The organism is Crocinitomix catalasitica ATCC 23190 (assembly GCF_000621625.1).
In the GTDB taxonomy this organism is placed as follows: domain Bacteria; phylum Bacteroidota; class Bacteroidia; order Flavobacteriales_D; family Crocinitomicaceae; genus Crocinitomix; species Crocinitomix catalasitica.
Genome location: NZ_JHXV01000032.1, coordinates 17,238 through 39,319 on the forward strand (window position 1 = coordinate 17,238; position 22,082 = coordinate 39,319).

The following is a 22,082-nucleotide window of genomic DNA, read 5'->3' on the forward strand; positions in this document are numbered from 1 at the left end:
TTCTTCGATACAAAAAAGTAAGCTTGAAGAGTTGAATTATTCCTTTCACAGTTAACAAAAGTAGGATTGAAATTCAAATATCGAAAATAAAAAGGATTTGTTTTAGTATTTCTAGTCTTAATTCAAAATGAAGATGTCAGAACTTTAACAATTTAGTCTGTATGTTTGGTATAGTAGAATACAGATTACTAAGAAGTAAATTACTATTTTTGTACCATGAGTTCAATAAGACAGAAAAAAGTAGCAGGCGTTATTCAATCAGAGTTGAGTATTTATTTTCGTGAGACTGCTAGAACGGTATGTTTAGGTGCGATGGTGAGTGTGACAGAAGTTCGTGTTGTTCCTGACATGTCCTACTTAAAAGCTTATTTGAGTATTTTTGGACATACAGATGTTCAGGAAGTATATAAAAGTATAAAGGAGCATAAGGATCAAATTCGTTATGAAATGGGGAAGCGTTTAGGTAAAACCTTGCGTAGAATTCCAGATTTAAGCTTTTATATTGACGATTCATTAAACTATGCAGAAGAAATAGATCAACTATTAAAAAAATAGGTGAATTCTTCGTTTTTCATAGCTCGTCGATATCTCTTTTCGAAAAAAACGAGGAATGTGATCAACATCATTTCTGGAGTCTCTGTTTTTGGAATTTTAATTTCAACGGCGGCGATGGTTATCATTTTATCAGGCTTTAATGGCATTGAGAATTTAGTGTTAAACATGTTTAATGCATTTGAATCTGATATTGAAATTACATCTAAATCATCCAAAACATTCGATCGAAATTTTATCAGTCAAGATGTTTTAGAGGTTGACGGCCTTGTCAATTATTCGGAAGTAATTGAGGAAATTGCCATCGTAAAAAATCAAGACAACTTTATAATTGGAACAATAAAAGGAGTTGAGCCTCAATTTTTATCCATGTGTAATATGGACGATCATTTATTAGATGGGCAAAGTATTCTTTCGGATGAATATGGACCATTGGCAATTATTGGTGCAGCTGCGATTGTTCAGTTGGATGGTTTCATTTTTGAGATTGGGCGACAATATGAGTATTTCACAATTTATGCACCGAATAAGAATGAGAAAATAAGCCAGAATCAACTCAAGAATATTGATGCTTTTACAACAGCTCAAATTCCAATAGTTGGTGTCTTTACTTTTAACAATAAAGTTGATCAAGATTTAATGATCGTTCCAATTGACTATGCTGCCGAGATTTTTAATTATAAAAATGAAATTACGCAAATAGAAATGGATTTTGAGGAAGGAATTAACCTCGATGAAAAGAAACTGGAGATAGAACAAATTATTGGAGAAAATTTTCAAGTTAAAACAAGCTTCGAACAGAATCAGTTGATATACGAAACAAGTAAATCCGAAAAACTGATTACAACCATCCTATTGAGTTTTATTTTCTTTTTAGCAACCTTCAATATGGTGGCATCAATTACGATGTTAGTGATTGAAAAACGAAATAATTTAAAGACGCTTCAAGCAATGGGAGCGAAAGAAAATCAATTGCATAAAATCTTCTTTTACGAAGGTTTGTTGATTAACGGTATTGGTCTTGTTGGAGGTTTGATTCTTGGCTATGCAGTATGTCTTTTACAGATGAAATTCGGGCTATTAGGAATGCATAATAGTGCGATAGATTATTTCCCAATTGCCTTTAAATTGCAAGATCTATTGTTAATTTTGGGAATAACAATGATAATTGGCACAATTGCTGCCTTTTTGCCTTCAAAATTTTTAATAAAAAATATAATTAAATAATATGACAAAATTATTAGGGATACTAACCGGATTGTTTATAGTGACAGTTGGCTTCACACAGGGAAAAATGACACCAGAACTTTTGTGGAAACTAAAGAGAGTTGGAAATATTCAAGTTTCACCTGATCATAAACAAATACTTTTTAGTCTAAAAACGTACAGTTTAAAAGAGAATAAAGGTGAAAGTGAGTTGTATGTAATGCCAATTTCTGGTGGTGAACCAAAGCAAATAACAGATCTACCAGGGAGTGAATTTAATGCACTGTGGCGTCCAGATGGCAAAAAGATCGGTTTTTTAGCGAAATCTCCTACAGAGGGGACTGTTCAGATTTTTGAAATGAATCCTGACGGAACCGAATTAATTCAAATTTCAAAAGAGAATGGTCAAAATATGACTGGGTTCAAATATTTTGATGATGGTAAAAAAATACTTTTCACTGCAGATGTTAAAATGGAGCGTGTGAATTCGAATGAAACTGAAAAAGATTTAAAATTGTCAAATGCTCGCGTTATTGATGATTTGATGTATCGTCATTGGGGAGAATGGAATACAGGGCTTCGTTCACATATTTTTGTCGCAGTTCTTCAAGATGGATTAATGCAAGGCCGGGGTGTTGATATTTTAAAAGGTGAATTGATTGATTCGCCAATGAAGCCATTTGGTGGTATGGAGCAAATTGCAACTTCACCTGATGGGAATTCCGTTGTTTATACTGCGAAACGATCAAAAGGAATGCAATATGCAATTAGTACGAATTCTGAAATCTATAATTACGATTTGCTATTAGGTGGTACTTCTAATATGTCAAAAGGTAATATGGGTTATGATACAGAGCCTGTTTATTATAAAGATGGAAGTAAAATTGCTTGGCTTGCAATGGAGCAAGATGGTTTTGAGTCTGATAAAAATGATATTATCGTTTACGATTATAAAAGCGGTCTAAAAACGAATATTACGGATGACGAAGATATTACTGTTTCAAGTTTTATTTGGGGCGAGAATAATGAAATAATTTATTTTTTAGCTGTGAAGAATGCTACTTATCAAGTTTTTGTTTATGATTTTAAAAAGTCGAAAGTAAAACAGTTAACAGAGGGAATGCACAATTATACATCTATTGCATTTGCTGGTGATAAATTAGTTGCTGGCAAACAATCGATGAATGATCCTACGGATATTTTTAGTATCGATTTAAAAACTGGAAAAGATAAACAATTGACTGCGGTAAATAAAGAAATTTATGATACCATTCAAAAAAGTCGTGTTGAAGAACGGTGGGTAGAAACATCTGATGGGTTAACCGAATTAGTTTGGGTAATTTATCCACCTGATTTTGATCCTAAAAAAGTGTATCCTGCTTTGCTTTATTGTCAAGGAGGTCCTCAAAGTGCCGTGAGTCAGTTCTTCTCTTATAGATGGAATTTTCAATTAATGGCAGCAAACGACTATATTATTATTGCGCCTAATAGACGTGGATTGCCAGGGTTTGGACAAGTTTGGAATGATGATATTTCTGGAGATTGGGGTGGTCAACCAATTCGTGATTACTTATCGGCAGTTGATGCATTAGTGAAAGAACCATATATTGATGAAAATAGAGTTGGTGCGGTTGGAGCAAGTTATGGTGGGTATTCTGTTTATTATTTAGCAGGTGTTCATGAGGATAGATTTAAATGTTTTGTATCGCACTGTGGTCTTTTTAATCTTGAAAGTTGGTATGGTACCACGGAGGAATTGTTTTTTGCGAATAAAGATATTGGAGGACCTTATTACAATGCAATCAAGCCAAGAAGTTACGAGAAGTATTCTCCGCATAAATTAGTCCAAAACTGGAATACGCCTATGTTGATTTTTCATGGGGAAAAAGATTTTAGAGTACCTCTAAATCAAGGTTTGGAAGCGTTTCAAGCGCTGCAAATCAAAGGAATTGATAGTCGAATGATATTGTTTCCTGAAGAAAATCATTGGGTATTGTCCCCGCAAAACGGTGTGTTTTGGCATAGAGAATATTATAAATGGTTAGATAAATATTTGAAGGAACCTCGTCAATAATTGATGTAAAAAGAACAGATCGAAATAATTAATAAAAATTACCGTTTGGCCTGTAACTTTAAACCTATTGCTCCGTCTTTAATTTTATAGATAAAAAATTTGAAATGCAAAAATTAAAATTAACTCTCCTTTTTACATTATTGTCGGTCTTTGTTATCGCACAAGAAAAAGCTACCTTAAGTGGTAATTTAAAATCACTCGAGTCGGGTGAAGATGTGATAGGTGCGAGAATTGTTGTCGAAGAATTACCAGGTACCGGCGCTGTAACAAATGTCTATGGGTTCTATTCTTTAACTTTACCAAAGGGTGTTTATACAATTACTTATCGTTCTATTGGTTTCGACCAAGTGACGGTAAAGGTCGATCTGAATGATGATCTGGTAAAGAATTTAGAATTAAAGGAAGAGGGAAGGCTTTTTGGTGAAGTGACAGTGACAGCTGAGAAGCAAGATGAAAATATCAAGTCTACAGAAATGGGGGTTGATAAAATTAATGTAAAAGACATCGAAAATATCCCCGTGCTTTTTGGGGAGAAAGATATCCTTAAAACAATGCAATTAATGCCTGGCGTTAAATCTGCAGGTGAAGGTAGTGCAGGGTTTTTCGTTCGAGGTGGATCTGCTGATCAAAACTTAATTCTATTAGATGGTGCCCCAGTTTATAATGCGTCTCATTTATTAGGCTTCTTTTCAGTATTTAATTCGGATGCTCTAAAAGATGTTAAGCTATATAAAGGTAGTGCTCCTGCTCAATTTGGTGGTAGACTGGCTTCTGTGATGGATATCAATATGAAAGAGGGGAATATGAAGCGTTTATCAGTAAGTGGAGGTATAGGATTGATTTCCTCTAAATTAACCATAGAAGCACCTATTGTAAAAGATAAAGGTTCATTCATTCTTTCTGGAAGAAGAACCTATTTAGATGTGTTTAGAGGATTGTCAAAAAATGAAGCTGCAAAATCTGCAACACTCTATTTTTATGATTTGAATGCCAAAGCAAATTATAGATTAAGTGATAAGGATCGCGTTTTTATATCTGGATATTTCGGTCGTGATAAATTTGGTTTTGACGATCAAATAGGATTCGATTGGGGGAATATTACAGGAACTGCAAGGTGGAATCATTTGTATTCAGATAAATTGTTTGGGAATACTTCTTTAATCTTTTCGAATTATAATTACAAGATCAAGTTTGGTACAAATGATGAGACTTTTGAAATCGGATCTGAAATTCAAGATTGGAACTTAAAGGAGGATTTTGATTATTATTTGAATAGTAATAATACATTAAGTTTTGGAGGGAATATGATTTATCATACCTTCAAACCTGGACAAGTTGAAACAGGTTCGGATATCGGTTTTGAATTGAATGATATTGAGAATAGTTATTCGCTCGAGTCAGCTTTGTATTTGTCTAATGAGCAAAAAATTAAGAAACGATTATCGCTAATCTACGGTATTCGTTATTCTAATTTTATGCAATTAGGTCCTGGTGATATCTTTTCATACGATGAAGATGGGAATAAAACAGCTACAGAAACCTACGGTGACTGGGAGAAAGTTGCAGCTTACAATGGGTTCGCACCAAGAGCGTCGATGAATTTTAATGTTGATGAAAAGAGTTCTGTAAAAGCTTCTTATTCTAGAACTTACCAATATTTGCATTTATTGTCAAATACAACAAGTAGCACACCTACAGATGTTTGGGTGCCTTCTAGTAATAATATTAAGCCGCAAATTTCCGATCAAGTTTCATTGGGGTATTTTAGAAACTTCATGGATAATATGCTTGAGTTTTCTACTGAGGTTTATTATAAGGATATGCAGAACACAATCGATTATAGAGACGGTGCAAACGTAACTTTGAATCCTGAAGTTGAAGGTGAGTTGTTATATGGTGTTGGACGGGCTTATGGAGTTGAGTTTTTATTGAGAAAACGAAAAGGTAAATTCACAGGTTGGGTTACTTATACTTTAGCACGTACCGAGCGTCAATTTGATGAGATAAATAATGGAGAATGGTATGCTGCAAAACAAGATCGTACACATGATATTTCAATTGTAGCAATGTATAATTTTACTGATCGAATTTCAGCTTCTGCTACTTGGGTTTATTACACAGGTAATGCCGTTACATTCCCAAGTGGTAAGTACGAAGTGATGGAACAGGAAGTGTTTTTGTATTCTGAAAGAAATGGATATAGAATGCCGGATTACCATAGATTAGATTTAGGTTTGACCTTGCACAATAAGAAGTATAAAATGGTTCCCGATCCAATTTCAGGTGAAGAGGTGCAGGTAGAGAAAAGATTCCAGTCGAGTTGGAATTTCTCAGTATACAATGCTTATGCACGTGAGAATGCTTATTCTATTCGATTTCAAGCAAATGAAGAGACGGGGCAAACAGAAGCAATTCAGTTGTCTTTATTCAAAATTGTGCCATCAATTAGTTATAATTTTACATTCTAAATAATATGAAAAATAGATTTAATAAAATATTAGTTTTATCATCCGTTTTTGCATTCGTAGCGTGTGAAAAAGTGATTGATATTGAGTTGCAAGAGTCAGATAAAAAGATAGTCGTTGAAGCAAATATGCGAAGCTTTGCAGGTGAGAGCTATGTGCTCTTGTCTGAAACAGTAAGTTCTGATGATAGTAATTCGAATAAAAAGATATCGGGAGGTACTGTCTTTGTAAAGGATGGTGCTGGGGTTGAATATGAGTTCGTTGAGTCGGTAGAAGTGCCTGGGCGATATTTAAACCCAAGTTTTGTTCTGAATGAGAATGATACTTATGATTTAACTGTAAATGCGGCTGAAACAGTTTTGACTGCAAATGCGAAAACGAACGCTAAACCCGTTATTGATTCATTGACTTATATAATGCAAGTGGGTGGTTTTTTTGGGGAGACTGAAGATACTGCCTTCCTGGTTTTTTACAATTTTATGGACGATGTTGATGAGACTAATTATTATCGTATTCGGTCGTGGGTGAATGGTAAGGCAGATGAGAATTTCTATCTAACAGATGATAAATTGTTTAATGGCTTACAAATTGTAGCTCCAATGTTTGGAACTCAAATTGGACCAAGAGATACTGTTTTTGTTGAATTACAGTCGATGGATGAAGCGAATTTCACTTATTTGAATACGTTGTCTCTTAATCTTAGTCAAAGTGCTTTCGCTGCAGCGCCAGCTAATCCAGTGACGAATATTGAAAATGGTATTGGTTATTTTGGTGCCTATACATTAGATACTTTAACACTCATTCTTCCGTAAGATGAAGTTGTTTGGCAAACTCCAACTGTTAGTTGTTTCTCTAATGATTATTGCTTGTCAAAAGGTGATTGACTTGCCATTAAATGATGCGGATGTTGAATATGTGGTTGAGGTTACAGCTAAGAACTATGTCGGTGCTAATTTTGCTAAATTAAGTTTGTCTGGAAAAGTGACCAATGACGGTAATTATGATTTATTGTCTGGTGGAACAATTCAGGTGACGGATGAAAGTGGGAATGTTTATGATTTTTTAGAAACAGAACCAGGTTTGTATCATGCTGATGGTTTTCAGGTTCTGCCTTCCACTAAATATTTCTTAGATGTTAAGATTGCTGATAAGCATATTACTTCTAAAACTCAAACCTTCAAGAAGCCTAAAATTGACTCTTTGTCTTATCAAATGTTGGTAGGAGGAATTGGAGGCATTTCAAAAGATACTAGTTACTTGATAGCGTTTCATTCTGTCGATGCTGCTGATGAAAAGAATTATTATTGGGTTAAAATTTACAGGAATGGTGAGGAGAATGAAGGTTTTTATCTCGGGAATGACGATTTCATAAATGGTCAATATTATTTCGCTTATTTCTTTGGGTCGGAAGCAAAACGTAATGATACGGTCTTGGTCGAATTGATCGGTGTTGATGCTGCTAATTATGACTATTTACTAGGTGTATCAAATATTATTAACGACAGTGGATTAGGTGTTGCACCGGCAAATCCACCATCGAATTTAACAGGAACAGGGTTTGGTTATTTTGGACTATATATGGTTGATACCATGTCTGTAATTATCCCTTAATTCGAATTTTATCGATCGACTTTCGTAGCGATATAAAAACATCTCAGTTCGACCATTTTAGATGTTTATAATCGAACTTAGAATAAAATATTAAACCCGTTGACAAATCTGTCAACGGGTTTTTTTCTGTCCGAAAAATTGCAATTAGACTTCTTCCTAGGATTCAAATTTGAATTTCATGTAAGTGAATTTAACTTTTGAAAAAGTCATTTTTTATTCACAATTGAAAAAAATAACCCACAAATTACCACTTTAATATTTTTGCCTTAAAGTCACTGTTTGTGGTAACTTTTGATTATGTTTGTAGTATACAAATAGTAAATCATCCTTAAAGTTATCAACAATACTATATTTGGTGGTAATTTGTGGGAGTTTAATATTTATTTTTACATTCTAATATGAACGGACTAGTCGGAGAATACGAATGCAAGCTTGATGCTAAAGGGAGGTTTCTCTTCCCTGCGGGATTGCGCAAGCAATTGGATCCTTCGGCGAATGAGGTTTTTATGATGAACAAAGGTTTTGAGAATTGTCTTTCAATTTATCCCATGAATGAGTGGGAGAAAGTGAGTGGTAAATTATCGAAGTTGAATTTGTTTAAGCCTAAGAATCGAATGTTCTACAGATTGTTTCATCAAGGTGCTAAGCAATTGACGCTTGACCGAACAGGTCGATTGTTGATTCCTACGGCTTTGATGGAGCGAATTGGATTAAATAAAGATATAATGTTAACCGCCTACAATGACCGAATAGAGATTTGGGATAAATCAGAGTACTTCGCTGTACTGGATGAGAACATGAGTGATTTCTCTGATTTGGCCGATGAGGTTATGGGAGAAATTGGCTCAGATGACGAATAGTGGATATCACATACCTGTATTGTTTAAAGCTTCTATTGATGGATTGCAAATCGCAAAAGACGATGTTGTAGTTGATGTTACGTTTGGAGGTGGAGGTCATTCTAGAGAGATTTTGAATCGCTTAGGTGATGATGGGGTTTTGATGGCTTTTGATCAAGATACGGATGCTGTAGCAAATGTAATTGATGATGAAAGGTTGGTTTTTGTAAATGCCAATTTTAGATTCTTAAGCAATTTTATTAAGTATTACGAATTAGAAACAGCAGATGCGATTTTAGCAGATTTGGGTGTTTCTTCTCATCAGTTTGATACGGGTGGTCGAGGTTTTTCGATTCGTGAAGAAGGTCGTTTGGATATGCGAATGAATCAGGATGCAAGGTTGACTGCTTATCAAGTGGTGAACAATTATCCTGAAAAAGAATTGTACCGCATCTTTAATTCTTTCGCAGATATTAAAAGTGTGCCAAGGTTGGTGCGTGATATAGTGGTTCGTCGTAAAGAGTCGCCAATCGAGTCAACTAAGGATTTGGTTGATCTTTTAAAAGATATAGTAAAAGGAAATAAGCAAACACAATATTTAGCGCAGGTTTTTCAAGCGATTAGAATTGAGGTGAATGATGAGATGGGTGCTTTGATGGATTTGTTAGAGCAGTCTGCAAAGATTTTAGAAGATGGTGGAAGGTTGGTTGTGATTTCATATCACTCTATTGAGGATCGGTTAGTAAAGAACTTTATACGCTCTGGCAATTTTACAGGAGTTTTGGAAAAGGATGATGTTTATGGTGTGGTGAAGAAACCATTAACCGCTGTGAATAGAAAGCCTATAATTCCTACGGCTGAAGAGATCGCAATGAATCCAAGAGCGAGAAGTGCGAAAATGAGAATAGCGATAAAAGAAGCGGAATGAATGAGTTTTTAGATAGAGCAGCTGCGGAATCTAAGGCTTCGAAAAAAGAAGTTGAGGATAAAAAGCGAATGGTTAGGTCGCGAAAGTTAATTGTTCAAATAATGAACGGAGACTTTTTGTCTCGTGACAATTTCGTGAAGAATTTGCCTTTTACTTTTTTTATTGGCTTTCTGCTAGTTGTGCTTATAGGGTGGGGGTATTATGCTGAGACAGTGACAAAAAAAGAAGTGAATCTAGAGCGTGAATTAGGGGAGTTAAATTCTGAGTACTTCACGTTGGGAAGTGCTTTTAATTCGCAAAGAGGTAGAAGGACGATTGCAGAAAAATTAAAAGGAACTGGTGTTAAGGAAGCGTTGACTTCGCCAAAGAAAATAAAAGTAAATAAATACAACTTCGAGAGTGGAAGATAAAAAAAGCATAATGTTAAAAGCTTACCTCATTTATTTTGTGGTAGGTATTACTATGCTTTTAATCGTGGTTCGAATTATTGCGATTCAATACGGCTCTGTCGTTCCGGAATCAAAAATGGCGACAATTTATGATGAGGACGATATGCCTACACGAATTGATAGTGTGATGCCAATGCGTGGTAGAATTTTGTCTGATGATGGTAGTGATCTTGTTACTTCTGTTCCTCTTTATAATTTACATATTGATTTGTCGATTATTAAGGATGAGTTGTTTGAAGAGGTGGATTCATTAGCGTTTTATTTGGCTTCAGTTTTTCCTGAGAAAACAAAAAGAGAATGGGATGCTTCTTTGCGTAAAGGAAGGGCAGATGAGAAAAAGTATTTCCCGTTACAAAACCGTGTAAAATATGATGTGCTTCAAAAAGTACGTGAATTTCCTATTCTGCGAGAAAGAAAATATAAAGGTGGGTTTATTGAAGAGAAGATTTCAAAACGTCAAATGCCTTATGGTATTTTAGCTAAACGTACTTTAGGTTATAAGCGTGAAGGTGCTATGCCTGTTGGTTTAGAGGGTGCCTTCGATGAGTACTTGGCAGGTGATTTTGGCTTGTTAGCAAAGCAATATGTGAGTAACGGTTGGAAGCCTGTTGGAGGGGATTATTTAAAAGATCCAGTAATAGGTGCTGATATTGTAACAACGATTGATATTGATATCCAAGATGTAGCGGAGAATGAATTGAGAAAACAATTGGTGGCGCAAGAAGCATTGCACGGTTCGGTTGTTTTAATGGAGGTGGAGACTGGTTTTGTAAAGGCAATTGCGAATCTTAAAAGAGCGTCTGATGGTGAGTATTATGAATCATATAATCATGCGATTGGAACAAAAACAGATCCGGGTTCGACTTTCAAATTGGCGTCTTTAATGGCTTTGCTTGAGGATGGTCGTGCAGATATTACGGATACTGTGAATGCTGTCGGTCGTTATGAATTCTATGATCACAGAATCGATGATACCAATCCTAATGGTTATGGAAAAATTACAATTCAACATGCTTTCGAATTGTCTTCTAATGTTTTTTCTAGAATTGTACACAAGGCTTATTATAATGACGCGCAAACTTTTGTTGATCGTTTAAAATCGTTTGGTTTAGCAGATAAATTAGGGATTGATATTGCTGGTGAGGCTCAACCTGTGATTAAGAATAGAGGTGAAGATGGTTGGTCTGGAATTACGTTACCTCAAATGGCGATTGGTTATGAGGTGGAGATAACACCGTTGCAAACTTTGGCATTGTATAATGCTGTTGCAAATAATGGTCAACTGGTAAAGCCTCAATTTGTAAAACAAGTTCGTCGTGATGGGCAAATTGTTGAAGAGTATGATAAGGTTGTTTTGAAAGAAGCGATTTGTTCAAAAACGACTTTGGCTAAGCTAAAAAAATGTTTAGAAGGTGTTGTGATTAGAGGGACTGGTAAACAATTAAAAAGTGCCAATTTTCAGATTGCGGGAAAAACTGGTACTGCGAAAATTGTTGATCAAAATTTAGGTTATTCTAATTTGTATCAAGCGTCGTTTGCGGGTTATTTCCCTGCTGATAAACCTAAGTATTCATGTATCGTGGTAATTGCAGGTCCTACAAAAGAGATTTATGGTGCGATCGTTTCTGGAACAGTGTTTACAGCAATTGCAAACAAGGTTCATGCCTCTTCTTTAGAGTATCATAGGGATTATAATAATGATGTTGAGCTCGCGGCTTCAAGTCCGAAAGTGTTGGTTGGTGATGCTGCAATGACGGAAATGGCTTTAAAGTATATGAATGTGAAGTATACTAATTCTGCGCCGAATACGGATTATGTGGTCGCGCTAAAAACCAGCAAAGGGTTGGATATACAAAGACGTGCAATTGAAAAAGGTAAAGTTCCAAATGTGAAAGGGATGCCTTTGAATGATGCGATTTATCTATTGGAGAAAGCAGGTTTGTATGTTCGAATTAAAGGAGTGGGGAGTGTGGTAACTCAGTCGTTATCGGCTGGTGCAAATTTTAATAATGGTGAAATCATTTATTTGACTTTGAATTAATGAAGGTATTACAAAATATATTATACAAGGTAGGTTTAACTGCTGTGCATGGTTCGCTTGATATTGAGGTGAATAAGATTGTTTTTGATTCAAGAGAGGTTGAAGAGGATGCAGTTTTTGTAGCGATTAAAGGAACGCAGGTTGATGGGCATTTATTTATAGAAAAGGCTATTGATCTAGGTGCTACTGTTATAGTGTGTGAGATTTTGCCTATTAAAATGAAGGAAGAGATTACGTATGTGCAAGTGAAATCTTCTCATCAAGCATTGGCGCTTTTAGGGGCTAATTTTTATGATAATCCATCTGCTGAATTAAAGTTGATTGGTATTACAGGGACCAATGGTAAAACGACTACGGTTACTTTATTACATAGTTTATTGTCTAGTTTAGGTTTTCACTGTGGGTTGTTATCTACTGTGGTGAATAAGATCGGGCAAACTGAAATTCCAGCTACGCATACAACACCGAATCCAATTGCTTTAAATCAATTATTGAGACAAATGGTTGATGAAGGTTGTGCTTATTGTTTTATGGAGGTGAGTTCGCATGCGATTGATCAAGATCGTATTGCAGGATTAGAATTTGATATCGCGTGTTTTACAAATATTTCCCACGATCACTTGGATTATCACGAGACTTTTAAAGCGTATATCTATGCTAAGAAAAAGTTTTTTGATCAATTAAGATCTTCAGCTGTGGCAATTGTAAATGCTGACGATACAAATGGTTTGGTGATGACCCAAAACAGCAAAGCTAAGGTTCGAACTTATGCTATGAAGACGGTCGCTGATTATAAGGTGAAAATTCTTGAAAACGCATTCTCTGGTCTTGTTTTGAAATTGAATAACCACGAATTGTGGACGCGATTAATAGGTGGGTTTAATGCTTATAATATTGCCTTGACTTATGCTGTGGCACAGGAGTTGGAATTGGATGAGATGGAAGTGTTGCAGGGTTTAAGTAATCTAAAATCTGTTGAAGGACGCTTTGAATATTTGCAGGCTGACAGTGGTGTTATCGCAATTGTTGATTATGCACATACGCCAGATGCTCTAAAGAATGTTTTGGCGACTATTGAAGCTGTTCGAACAAGAAATGAGCAAGTGATTACGGTTGTAGGTTGCGGAGGAGATAGAGATAAAACGAAACGTCCATTGATGGCGGAAATCGCTTGTGATATGAGTGATAAAGTCATTCTGACCTCTGATAATCCTCGTTCTGAAAATCCAACTGAAATTATTGAAGATATGAAGGCTGGTGTAACGGTTGATAAAATGAGTCGTGTAATGGCAATCGAAAATAGAGCTGAGGCAATCAAAGTAGCTTGTGCTTTAGCAAGTGCGGGTGATATCATTCTTGTAGCTGGTAAAGGACACGAAAAATACCAAGAAATAAAAGGGGAAAGATTTCCTTTTGACGATTTAGAAACTTTAGAACAAATCTTAAAAAAGAAACAATAGTATGTTGTATTATTTATTTACATATCTCGAAGAATTAGGAATGCCAGGAGCAGGTTTGTTCCAGTATATATCGTTCAGAGCGGCAATGGCAATAATTACATCATTGTTGATTTCAATGGTTTTTGGAAAACGAATTATTAATGCATTGCGCAAACAGCAAATCGGCGAAAGTGTTCGTGATTTAGGGTTGGAAGGGCAAAAGGAAAAAGAAGGTACGCCAACAATGGGTGGATTGATCATTTTGGCATCAATTCTTATTCCAACAGTGTTATTTGCAAAGCTTGATAATATCTATGTGATCGTGATGTTGGTGTCAACAGTAATGCTCGGTACTATTGGTTTTATTGACGACTATATTAAAGTATTTAAAAAGAATAAAGAAGGTTTAGCTGGCCGATTTAAGGTTGTAGGTCAGATTTTTGTTGGGATTTTCGTTGGATCTATTCTTTATTTCCATCCAGATGTACAGGTGCATGAAGAGGTTCATGTTGATGCTGTCGTTCAAAATAGTACTGATGTTACGCATTTGCATAAAGATAATGCAGAGGATACAAGATGGGTTAGAACGAAGGATATGACAACAACTATTCCTTTTGTTAAAGAAAATGAGTTCAATTATAACTGGTTGATTGGTGATACGAATAAGAGTTATGGTTGGTTATTGTTTATTCCAATCGTGATTTTCTTAGTGGTTGCCATTTCTAACGGAGCAAATATGACGGATGGATTGGATGGTCTAGCGACTGGAACATCAGCGATTATTGGTATTGCTTTGGCGATTCTGGCTTATGTTTCTGGACATGTCGAATTTGCCGACTATCTCAATGTCATGTACATTCCTTATTCATCCGAGCTGGTGATTTTTATCTCTGCGTTTATGGGTGCTTGTATTGGTTTCTTATGGCATAATTCTTATCCAGCATCTGTTTTTATGGGAGATACAGGAAGTTTAGCATTAGGTGGGATTATCGCTGTATTTGCCATCGTGATTAGAAAGGAATTATTGATTCCTGTTTTATGTGGTGTTTTCATTATGGAGAATCTATCTGTAGTGATGCAAGTAGGTTGGTTTAAATATACCAAGAAGAAATTCGGTGAAGGTCGACGAATCTTTAAGATGGCGCCTTTACATCATCATTTTCAAAAAATGGGAATGCATGAATCAAAAATAGTTTCAAGGTTTTGGATTGTTGGTGTAATGCTAGCTGTTATCACTATTGTGACTTTGAAGTTAAGATAATAAGACGAAAATAAATTGAAAACAAATTTGAAAAATATTGCAATTCTGGGCGCTGGCGAAAGCGGTGTTGGAGCAGCGCTTTTAGCGAAAGCTAAAGGAATGGTTCCTTTTGTTTCTGATAAGGGTGAGATTAAAATGCCTTTTAGACAGGAATTGGAACGCAATGCAATTGAATTTGAGTCGGGAGTACATTCTGACGCACGCATTTTAGCAGCAGATTTAATCATTAAGAGCCCAGGGATTCCAGATAAGGCACTACTTGTAGTAGCAGCAAGAGCCAAAGGCATTCCAGTGATCAGTGAGATTGAATTTGCAGGGAGATATACCAATAAAAAGATTGTTTGTGTAACGGGTAGCAACGGTAAAACAACAACCACTTTATGGATCACTCACATTTTAAAAAGTGCAGGCAAAAATGTAGTTGAAGCAGGAAATATTGGGCAGTCTTTAGCGAGACTGGTAATTGCGGATGAAGCTGATATCTATGTTGTCGAATTGAGTTCTTTTCAATTAGATGGCATGTATGATTTTAAAGCAGATATCTCAATTCTACTCAATATAACTCCAGACCATTTGGATCGCTATGATTATGAGATGCAGAATTATGTAGACTCAAAATTTAGAGTGATTCAAAACCTTACTGAACAAGATTGGTTCATCTATAATGCGGATGACGAAATCATTTTGAAAGAAATAGAAAAACGAAATATTAAAGCACAAATGGCGCCTTTCTCATTAGAGAAAACTGAAGGGATGACGGCATTTGTCGACAACAACAACCAAATAAATATAAACTTAAAACCAAAATTCATTATGTCGATTCACGATTTATCATTAAAAGGAAAGCACAACGTGCAAAATTCAATGGCTTCAGGTATTGCTACCAAGTTATTGGATATTAGAAAAGAAAATATCAGAGAGAGTCTTGCTGATTTTAAAAATGTAGAACATAGATTAGAGTTTGTTGCAAAAGTGAACGGCATCGAATTTATAAATGATTCTAAAGCAACAAATGTTAACTCTGCATGGTTCGCTTTAGAAAGTATGTCTCAACCAACAGTATGGATTGTTGGTGGTGTAGATAAAGGAAATGATTACGAAACTTTATTGCCATTGGTAAAAGATAAAGTAAAAGCAATTGTTTGTTTAGGTGTTGATAATGCAAAAATTATCGAAGCTTTTAGCGGAGTTATTGAGGTTATAGTAGAAGCACAAAGTGCAATGGAAGCTGTTGGTTTATCTTATCAATTAGCAAAACAGAATGATGTTGTTTTATTGTCTCCAGCTTGTGCAAGTTTTGATTTGTTTGAAAGTTACGAAGACAGAGGTAAACAATTTAAAGCAGGCGTTCGCGCACTTTAAGATTTAGGATTGTGTCATTAAATAACGTTAAATACAAAACGCAAACTAAATTTGAACGAGTTTTTCAAATATCTAAAAGGGGATAGAAATATTTGGGTGATAGTCTTAATCTTAGGACTTATTTCAGTTGTTTCGGTCTTCAGTTTTATTCCAATACTTGTAAAAGTAAAAGGGTTGAGTTATTCGTATCTCTTCTTTAAACATACTTTTCTACTCGTATTAGGGTTTGTATTGATGTTTTTTATTCATAAAATTCCTATTAAAATATTATCTAAACTATCGAAGATAATTTTCTATCTGAGCATTGTTTTATTGGTTTTAACAATGCTAATAGGAGAGAGTGTGAATGGTGCGGATAGATGGTTAAAAATACCATTTGTACCCTTCTCATTTCAAACTTCAGATTTTGCGAAATTGGCTTTGATAATTTATTTAGCAAGACAATTTGTAAAGCGTAAGGATGAGTTTAATGATTTAAAAATAGTTGCACAGCACATCTTGTTGCCCGTTGCCATAACTTTGTTCCTGATTCTACCGTCGAATCTATCTACGGCAGTATTGGTGGGGCTCTTGGCTTTTGTAATGATGATATTCGCGAAGTTCCCTTGGAAGTGGATGCTGATGTCGATGGGAGCAGTAGTAGGCGTTTTTATGTTGCTGTTAACCTTTGCAAAATACGAACCGGAAATTTTACCACGTGTTGAAACATGGCGTTTGCGTTTAGAGCGAATGTTTGATGAGGAAGCTGCGATGGATGCAAATGAAAATATGCAAATAAACAATGCATTGACAGCAATAAAAAACGGTGCATTCACTTATAAAAATGGCAAACTATTCGGACCAGAATTACCGGGTAATGGAGTGTTAAAACATTATATACCTGAAGCCTACGCCGATTTTTATTTTGCTGCTTTAATTGAGGAGGGTGGAATATTTACTGCAATCTTTATTATGATGCTGTATATGTGGCTTTTCTTTAGGATTATTAAAGTGGCGTTGGCAGCTGATTCGATTTTTGCAACTTATCTCGCATTGGGAATTGGCGTGATGATTCTTACGCAGGCTCTCGTGAATATGATGGTGAGCACCAAATTAATGCCTGTAACCGGACAGAATATGCCGTTATTAAGTATGGGGGGGACCTCGGCATGGTTTACATGTATTGCAATTGGAATTGTGTTGGGGATTAGTAGAGAGAATAATAAATCGACAAAAGATACAGGTATTAAAACAGCTAATTCTTAATTGTATGGCGATAAAAAGTGTAATAATAAGTGGGGGTGGAACAGGAGGTCATATCTTTCCTGCCATTGCAATAGCAAATGCGATTAAAGATGCGCATCCTGAAGCTAAAATAATATTTGTTGGAGCTGATGGGAAGATGGAGATGGAGAAAGTGCCACAAGCAGGTTATACAATCGTCGGTTTGCCGATTAGAGGTCTGCAAAGAAAATTGACACTTAAAAATTTAGCTGTACCTTTTAAGTTGTTGGCAAGTTTGTCAAAAGCAAAAAAAATAATTAAACAACATCAACCTGATATTGCAATTGGAGTTGGAGGTTATGCAAGTGCCGCGACTTTATATGTTGCTGCTAAACAAAAAGTGCCAACCTTAATACAAGAACAGAATTCGTATCCTGGAATTACAAATAAAATTCTAGCTAAAAAAGCGAATAAAATTTGTGTCGCTTATGATAATCTTGAAGCGTTTTTCCCAAAAGATAAAATTGTAAAAACGGGAAATCCTGTTCGAAATAATATGGTTGAAATTGAAGGGAAAAGAGCGAAAGCATTCGCGCATTTTTCTTTAGATCCAAATAAAAAAACGATCCTTGTAATTGGAGGTAGTTTAGGGGCAAGAACATTGAATCAAAGTATTCAAAAGAATTTAAATAAAATAATAGATCAGGATGTTCAGATCATTTGGCAGACTGGTAAGTTTTATTTCAAACAAATCCAGAGTGATTTGGCTGAAGGACTAAAATCTCCCTTAGTTGCTTGTTCTGAATTTATTTTTGAAATGGATTTGGCATATGCAGCGGCAGATATCATTATTTCACGTGCCGGTGCAATATCTGTTTCTGAATTGTGTTTGATTGGTAAGCCTTCAATATTGGTTCCTTCGCCTAATGTGGCAGAAGATCATCAAACGAAGAATGCAATGGCACTCGTGAATATTGATGCAGCCGTTTTGGTGAAGGATAGTGAAGCGCAAAGCGAATTAATTCCGCAAGCATTAGCTATTTTAAAAGATACAGAGAGACAAGCTGAATTGTCAAAGAATATAAAAACACTCGGCATTCCAGATGCCGCACAAAGAATATTAAAAGAGATAGAAAAACTAGTAGGATAAGGTGGATTTTAAATTAATACATACCGTATATTTTGTCGGGGTTGGCGGAATTGGAATGAGTGCATTGGCACGTTATTTTAACCAAATGGGTAAAAGCGTGATCGGGTACGACAAAACCAAAACGCGCCTAACGGAACAATTAGAGGTGGAAGGAATTGATATTCATTATACCGATTTAGGTGCTGATATTTTAAAACAATTGAATAAAGCGGATACATTAATCGTTTATACGCCGGCAGTAGCAGCCACATTTCAAGAGTTGATCGCACTTAATGAAGCTGGGTTTAATATTGTGAAGCGTGCGCGGGTTTTGGGTATTATATCCAAGTCGTTTGAAACTTATGCCGTTGCTGGGACGCATGGTAAAACTACTACAAGTTCAATTTTAGCACATGTTTTATATCAAAGTGACGAACAATGTAATGCCTTTATAGGTGGAATAAGTTCCAATTATAATTCGAATTGTTTAATTGCTCCGAATGCTAATCGTGTGGTTGTTGAAGCAGATGAATTTGATCGTTCTTTTTTAGAATTGATTCCGAATTATGCGATACTCACAACCATTGATGCCGATCATTTGGATATTTATGGTGATGATACCAAACTGAAAGAATCTTTCAGTGCTTTTGTGAATCAAATTAATCCGTCTGGAATCTTGTTTTATCATAAAGCTATTTCACCGGAGGATTTAAAGATTCAGTCTGAATTAAAGACGCAAACTTATGCTTTTGATCTTGATGCAGATTGGAAAGGTCAAAATCTAACATATAATAACGGTAAAATCTTCTTCGATATCATTGGAGTAGGTCATACTTATAGTGCTGTTGAGTTTGGTTTACCAGGTCAACACAATGCTGAAAATGCTTTGGCAGTTTTTGGGTTGTTGATTTCTTTAGGGATACAAGAAGAGGCAATTCGTTCATCATTTGCAAGTTATGCAGGTGTAAAACGGCGATTTGATTATCATATTAGAAGAGAGGATCTTGTTTTGATAGACGATTATGCACATCATCCTTCCGAATTGAAAGCGTTATTTACTTCTGTTCGTTTAATATATCCGGATAAGAAAATAACGGCAATTTTTCAGCCTCATTTATTTAGTCGCACGCGTGATTTTATGAATGATTTTGCAGATGTTTTAGCGTTGCCTGATGAATTGTTTTTATTGGATATTTATCCGGCAAGAGAATTGCCAATTGAAGGTGTTTCAAGTGAAGTTTTATTTGATAAAATACAGATGACAAATAAGCATAAGTCATCTTTAAAAGACATTGTAAATGATTTGCGTAAGGGCAAAAATGAAGTAGTTTTAATTGCAGGGGCAGGAGATATTGATACAATTATTCTTCCCGTTAAAAACGCATTAGAAGGATGAAAAATTGGTTAAAAAATACATTGTGGGTAAGTTTCATCCTTGCAGTCATTATAATAATGAGTTTTGTAAATCGATCGCAAGAAAACAAAGTGATGGGTTTTCCTGAAATTCATATTGATTTATATAAAGATATGCTGTTTTTGTCAAAGGAAAACATCATAGAACGTTTGTCTAATAGGGATTTAGTCGGAGAAAATAAAGTTTACACTGATTTAGATTTAGAGAAAATTGAAGTAACATTACAGAACATGCCAGAAGTTAAATCTGTAAATGTATATTCCCATTTATCAGGTAGTTGGAATGTTAATGTGCAGCTTAGACAGCCTATTGCGCGTATATTTAATTTAGACGGAACCAGCTGTTATTTGGACAAAGATGGAACATTAATGCCGCTGTCAGAAATTTATACAGCACATGTAATTACAGTTTCAGGGAAGATCAACGAACTCGATTTTAATAAGGATGTCAACATAATAATGAACAATGACAGTTTGAAAACTATTGAAATTTTAGATGATTTGTACGCGATAACATCTTATGTTTGTTCTGATGAATTCCTTTCAGCTCAATTTACACATGTGTACATTAATAGCTTTAACGAATTTGAGTTAATTCCCCGTGTTGGCGCTCAACGAATTTTATTTGGAGATGCTAGCAATGTAGCCGGGAAATTTAAAAAGCTCGAATTGTTTTATAGAGAAGGGATGAGTAGAGCAGGTTGGGAGAAGTTTGATACCATTAACGTAATGTATAAGAGCCAGGTAAGTTGCTCGTAAATAGAATTAATTATGACTGAAATTGTTGTAGGATTAGATATAGGAACCACGAAAATCGCATGTATTGTTGGTAGAAAGACAGAGCATGGGAAGATTGAGATTTTATCAATGGGTAAATCTGAATCTGTTGGTGTAACACGTGGTGTTGTATCTAATATCGATAAGACCGTTCAATCTATTCGTGCTGCAGTTGAAGAGGCTGAAAGTAGAGTAGAGGGGGAATTGGCAATAAAGGTTGTCAATGTTGGTATTGCTGGTCAGCATATCAATAGTTTACAGCATAGAGGTATGTTGATGCGTAACGATTTAGATAATGAAATTTCGCAAGCAAATATCGATGATTTAGTAGAAGACATGTACAAATTGGTAATGCAACCGGGTGAGGAAATTATTCATGTATTACCGCAAGAATATATTGTTGATGCTGAACAAGGCATTAAAGATCCAATTGGTATGACAGGTGTTCGTTTAGAAGCGAATTTCCATATCATCACAGGCCAAATTGCTGCTGCAAAAAACATTAAAAAATGTGTTGATAAAAGTGGTTTAGAAGTGGATGAAATGATCCTTGAGCCGTTGGCGTCTTCAGAATCAGTATTGAGTGAAGAGGAGAAAGAAGCGGGTGTAGTATTGGTTGATATAGGTGGTGGAACAACAGATATTGCCATCTTCCAAGATGGAATTATTCGTCATACTGCAGTGATTCCTTTTGGTGGTAACATCATTTCTGATGATATCAAAGAAGGATGTACAATCATGAAAAGACAAGCTGAATTATTAAAAGTGAAATTCGGTTCTGCTTTGGCGAGTGAATGTCAGGATAATGAAATCGTTTGTATTCCTGGTATCAGAGGTCGTGAACCAAAAGAAATATCTGTGCGCAACTTGGCTTCAATCATTCAAGCTAGAATGGAAGAAATTATTGAGCACGTTTATTACGAGATCAAAAATTCAACTTTCGAAAAGAAGTTAATTGGTGGAATCGTAGTAACTGGGGGTGGCGCACAATTAAAGCATGTAACACAATTATTTGAGTATATCACAGGAATGGATACTAGAATAGGTTATCCGAACGAACATTTGGCACCAACAACAATGGTTGACAATATTACGAGTCCTATGTATGCTACAGGTATTGGTCTTGTTATTAAAGGATTTAACAATGGACTTGGTCCAGTTGCAGCAAGTTCTGGAAGAATAAACGAAGCAGCAATTAAGAATCACTCAACAAAGACTAAAGGGAATTTCTTCGAAAAAATATTAACAAAAAGTAGAACTTGGTTCGAAGAAGAAGATTGATTTAAGTAGCATAAGTCAATTGAAATAGATTAAAAAAGAAACGCAAAAATAA

18 protein-coding genes are annotated in these 22,082 nt (G+C 35.5%); all 18 read left to right on the forward strand.

The window, feature by feature from the left end:
- Window positions 1-216 precede the first annotated feature (216 nt).
- The 18 genes from rbfA (at window position 217) to ftsA (ending at window position 22,030) form a co-directional block, all read left to right on the forward strand.
- Window positions 217-555 carry a 30S ribosome-binding factor RbfA gene (rbfA, locus tag T367_RS0116155; protein ID WP_027420783.1) on the forward strand — a complete coding sequence of 113 codons (339 nt, stop codon included), beginning with the start codon at window positions 217-219 and terminating at the stop codon, window positions 553-555.
- 57 nt (window positions 556-612) lie between these two features.
- Window positions 613-1,779 carry an FtsX-like permease family protein gene (locus tag T367_RS0116160; protein ID WP_027420784.1) on the forward strand — a complete coding sequence of 389 codons (1,167 nt, stop codon included), beginning with the start codon at window positions 613-615 and terminating at the stop codon, window positions 1,777-1,779.
- 1 nt (window position 1,780) lies between these two features.
- Window positions 1,781-3,832 (forward strand): S9 family peptidase, encoded by a 2,052-nt coding sequence (locus T367_RS0116165; RefSeq protein ID WP_027420785.1) that lies wholly within the window; start codon window positions 1,781-1,783, stop codon window positions 3,830-3,832.
- Between the two features lie 104 nt (window positions 3,833-3,936).
- A complete protein-coding gene (locus tag T367_RS0116170; protein ID WP_027420786.1) occupies window positions 3,937-6,300 on the forward strand; it encodes a TonB-dependent receptor in 2,364 nt (787 codons plus the stop codon).
- Between the two features lie 5 nt (window positions 6,301-6,305).
- On the forward strand, window positions 6,306-7,109 hold the full coding sequence (locus T367_RS0116175) for a DUF4249 domain-containing protein (RefSeq protein ID WP_027420787.1): 804 nt from the start codon (window positions 6,306-6,308) through the stop codon (window positions 7,107-7,109).
- 1 nt (window position 7,110) lies between these two features.
- Complete coding sequence (locus tag T367_RS0116180; protein ID WP_027420788.1) at window positions 7,111-7,908, forward strand: DUF4249 family protein; 798 nt, start codon at window positions 7,111-7,113, stop codon at window positions 7,906-7,908.
- Between the two features lie 398 nt (window positions 7,909-8,306).
- Window positions 8,307-8,768: a division/cell wall cluster transcriptional repressor MraZ gene (mraZ, locus tag T367_RS0116185; RefSeq protein ID WP_027420789.1), complete on the forward strand. Its 462-nt coding sequence runs from the start codon at window positions 8,307-8,309 to the stop codon at window positions 8,766-8,768.
- Window positions 8,758-9,675, forward strand: coding sequence for a 16S rRNA (cytosine(1402)-N(4))-methyltransferase RsmH (gene rsmH, locus T367_RS0116190; protein ID WP_027420790.1), 918 nt, complete (start codon window positions 8,758-8,760; stop codon window positions 9,673-9,675). Before mraZ ends, rsmH begins: the two co-directional genes overlap by 11 nt.
- Complete coding sequence (locus tag T367_RS0116195) at window positions 9,672-10,085, forward strand: FtsL-like putative cell division protein (RefSeq protein ID WP_027420791.1); 414 nt, start codon at window positions 9,672-9,674, stop codon at window positions 10,083-10,085. Before rsmH ends, T367_RS0116195 begins: the two co-directional genes overlap by 4 nt.
- Window positions 10,086-10,095: 10 nt before the next feature.
- Window positions 10,096-12,165 carry a penicillin-binding protein gene (locus T367_RS22765; RefSeq protein WP_035845386.1) on the forward strand — a complete coding sequence of 690 codons (2,070 nt, stop codon included), beginning with the start codon at window positions 10,096-10,098 and terminating at the stop codon, window positions 12,163-12,165.
- The gene (locus T367_RS0116205; protein WP_027420792.1) at window positions 12,165-13,625 is read left to right on the forward strand and encodes a UDP-N-acetylmuramoyl-L-alanyl-D-glutamate--2,6-diaminopimelate ligase; all 1,461 of its coding nucleotides are present in this window, start codon (window positions 12,165-12,167) and stop codon (window positions 13,623-13,625) included. Before T367_RS22765 ends, T367_RS0116205 begins: the two co-directional genes overlap by 1 nt.
- 1 nt (window position 13,626) lies before the next feature.
- On the forward strand, window positions 13,627-14,865 hold the full coding sequence (gene mraY, locus T367_RS0116210; RefSeq protein WP_027420793.1) for a phospho-N-acetylmuramoyl-pentapeptide-transferase: 1,239 nt from the start codon (window positions 13,627-13,629) through the stop codon (window positions 14,863-14,865).
- Window positions 14,866-14,892: 27 nt separating this feature from the next.
- A complete protein-coding gene (murD, locus tag T367_RS0116215; protein ID WP_027420794.1) occupies window positions 14,893-16,227 on the forward strand; it encodes a UDP-N-acetylmuramoyl-L-alanine--D-glutamate ligase in 1,335 nt (444 codons plus the stop codon).
- 51 nt (window positions 16,228-16,278) lie between these two features.
- Window positions 16,279-17,472: an FtsW/RodA/SpoVE family cell cycle protein gene (locus T367_RS22770; RefSeq protein WP_072032217.1), complete on the forward strand. Its 1,194-nt coding sequence runs from the start codon at window positions 16,279-16,281 to the stop codon at window positions 17,470-17,472.
- Window positions 17,473-17,476: 4 nt separating this feature from the next.
- Window positions 17,477-18,580, forward strand: a complete 1,104-nt coding sequence (gene murG, locus T367_RS0116225) for an undecaprenyldiphospho-muramoylpentapeptide beta-N-acetylglucosaminyltransferase (RefSeq protein ID WP_027420795.1) — start codon at window positions 17,477-17,479, stop codon at window positions 18,578-18,580.
- A gap of 1 nt (window position 18,581) precedes the next feature.
- A complete protein-coding gene (gene murC, locus T367_RS0116230; protein ID WP_027420796.1) occupies window positions 18,582-19,955 on the forward strand; it encodes a UDP-N-acetylmuramate--L-alanine ligase in 1,374 nt (457 codons plus the stop codon).
- Window positions 19,952-20,731, forward strand: a complete 780-nt coding sequence (locus T367_RS0116235; RefSeq protein ID WP_027420797.1) for a cell division protein FtsQ/DivIB — start codon at window positions 19,952-19,954, stop codon at window positions 20,729-20,731. The genes murC and T367_RS0116235 overlap by 4 nt, the downstream gene beginning before the upstream one ends.
- A 12-nt stretch (window positions 20,732-20,743) precedes the next feature.
- The gene (gene ftsA, locus T367_RS22775; RefSeq protein WP_035845389.1) at window positions 20,744-22,030 is read left to right on the forward strand and encodes a cell division protein FtsA; all 1,287 of its coding nucleotides are present in this window, start codon (window positions 20,744-20,746) and stop codon (window positions 22,028-22,030) included.
- The last annotated feature ends 52 nt before the right edge of the window (window positions 22,031-22,082 follow it).

Coding starts and splice junctions, on each gene's coding strand:
- T367_RS0116175 (WP_027420787.1), top strand. CDS start 6,306: ATGAAAAATAGATTTAATAAAATATTAGTTTTATCATCCGTTTTTGCA.
- rbfA (WP_027420783.1), top strand. CDS start 217: ATGAGTTCAATAAGACAGAAAAAAGTAGCAGGCGTTATTCAATCAGAG.
- T367_RS0116170 (WP_027420786.1), top strand. CDS start 3,937: ATGCAAAAATTAAAATTAACTCTCCTTTTTACATTATTGTCGGTCTTT.
- rsmH (WP_027420790.1), top strand. CDS start 8,758: ATGACGAATAGTGGATATCACATACCTGTATTGTTTAAAGCTTCTATT.
- mraZ (WP_027420789.1), top strand. CDS start 8,307: ATGAACGGACTAGTCGGAGAATACGAATGCAAGCTTGATGCTAAAGGG.
- ftsA (WP_035845389.1), top strand. CDS start 20,744: ATGACTGAAATTGTTGTAGGATTAGATATAGGAACCACGAAAATCGCA.
- T367_RS0116195 (WP_027420791.1), top strand. CDS start 9,672: ATGAATGAGTTTTTAGATAGAGCAGCTGCGGAATCTAAGGCTTCGAAA.
- mraY (WP_027420793.1), top strand. CDS start 13,627: ATGTTGTATTATTTATTTACATATCTCGAAGAATTAGGAATGCCAGGA.
- murG (WP_027420795.1), top strand. CDS start 17,477: ATGGCGATAAAAAGTGTAATAATAAGTGGGGGTGGAACAGGAGGTCAT.
- T367_RS0116165 (WP_027420785.1), top strand. CDS start 1,781: ATGACAAAATTATTAGGGATACTAACCGGATTGTTTATAGTGACAGTT.
- T367_RS0116205 (WP_027420792.1), top strand. CDS start 12,165: ATGAAGGTATTACAAAATATATTATACAAGGTAGGTTTAACTGCTGTG.
- T367_RS0116180 (WP_027420788.1), top strand. CDS start 7,111: ATGAAGTTGTTTGGCAAACTCCAACTGTTAGTTGTTTCTCTAATGATT.
- T367_RS0116235 (WP_027420797.1), top strand. CDS start 19,952: ATGAAAAATTGGTTAAAAAATACATTGTGGGTAAGTTTCATCCTTGCA.
- T367_RS22765 (WP_035845386.1), top strand. CDS start 10,096: ATGTTAAAAGCTTACCTCATTTATTTTGTGGTAGGTATTACTATGCTT.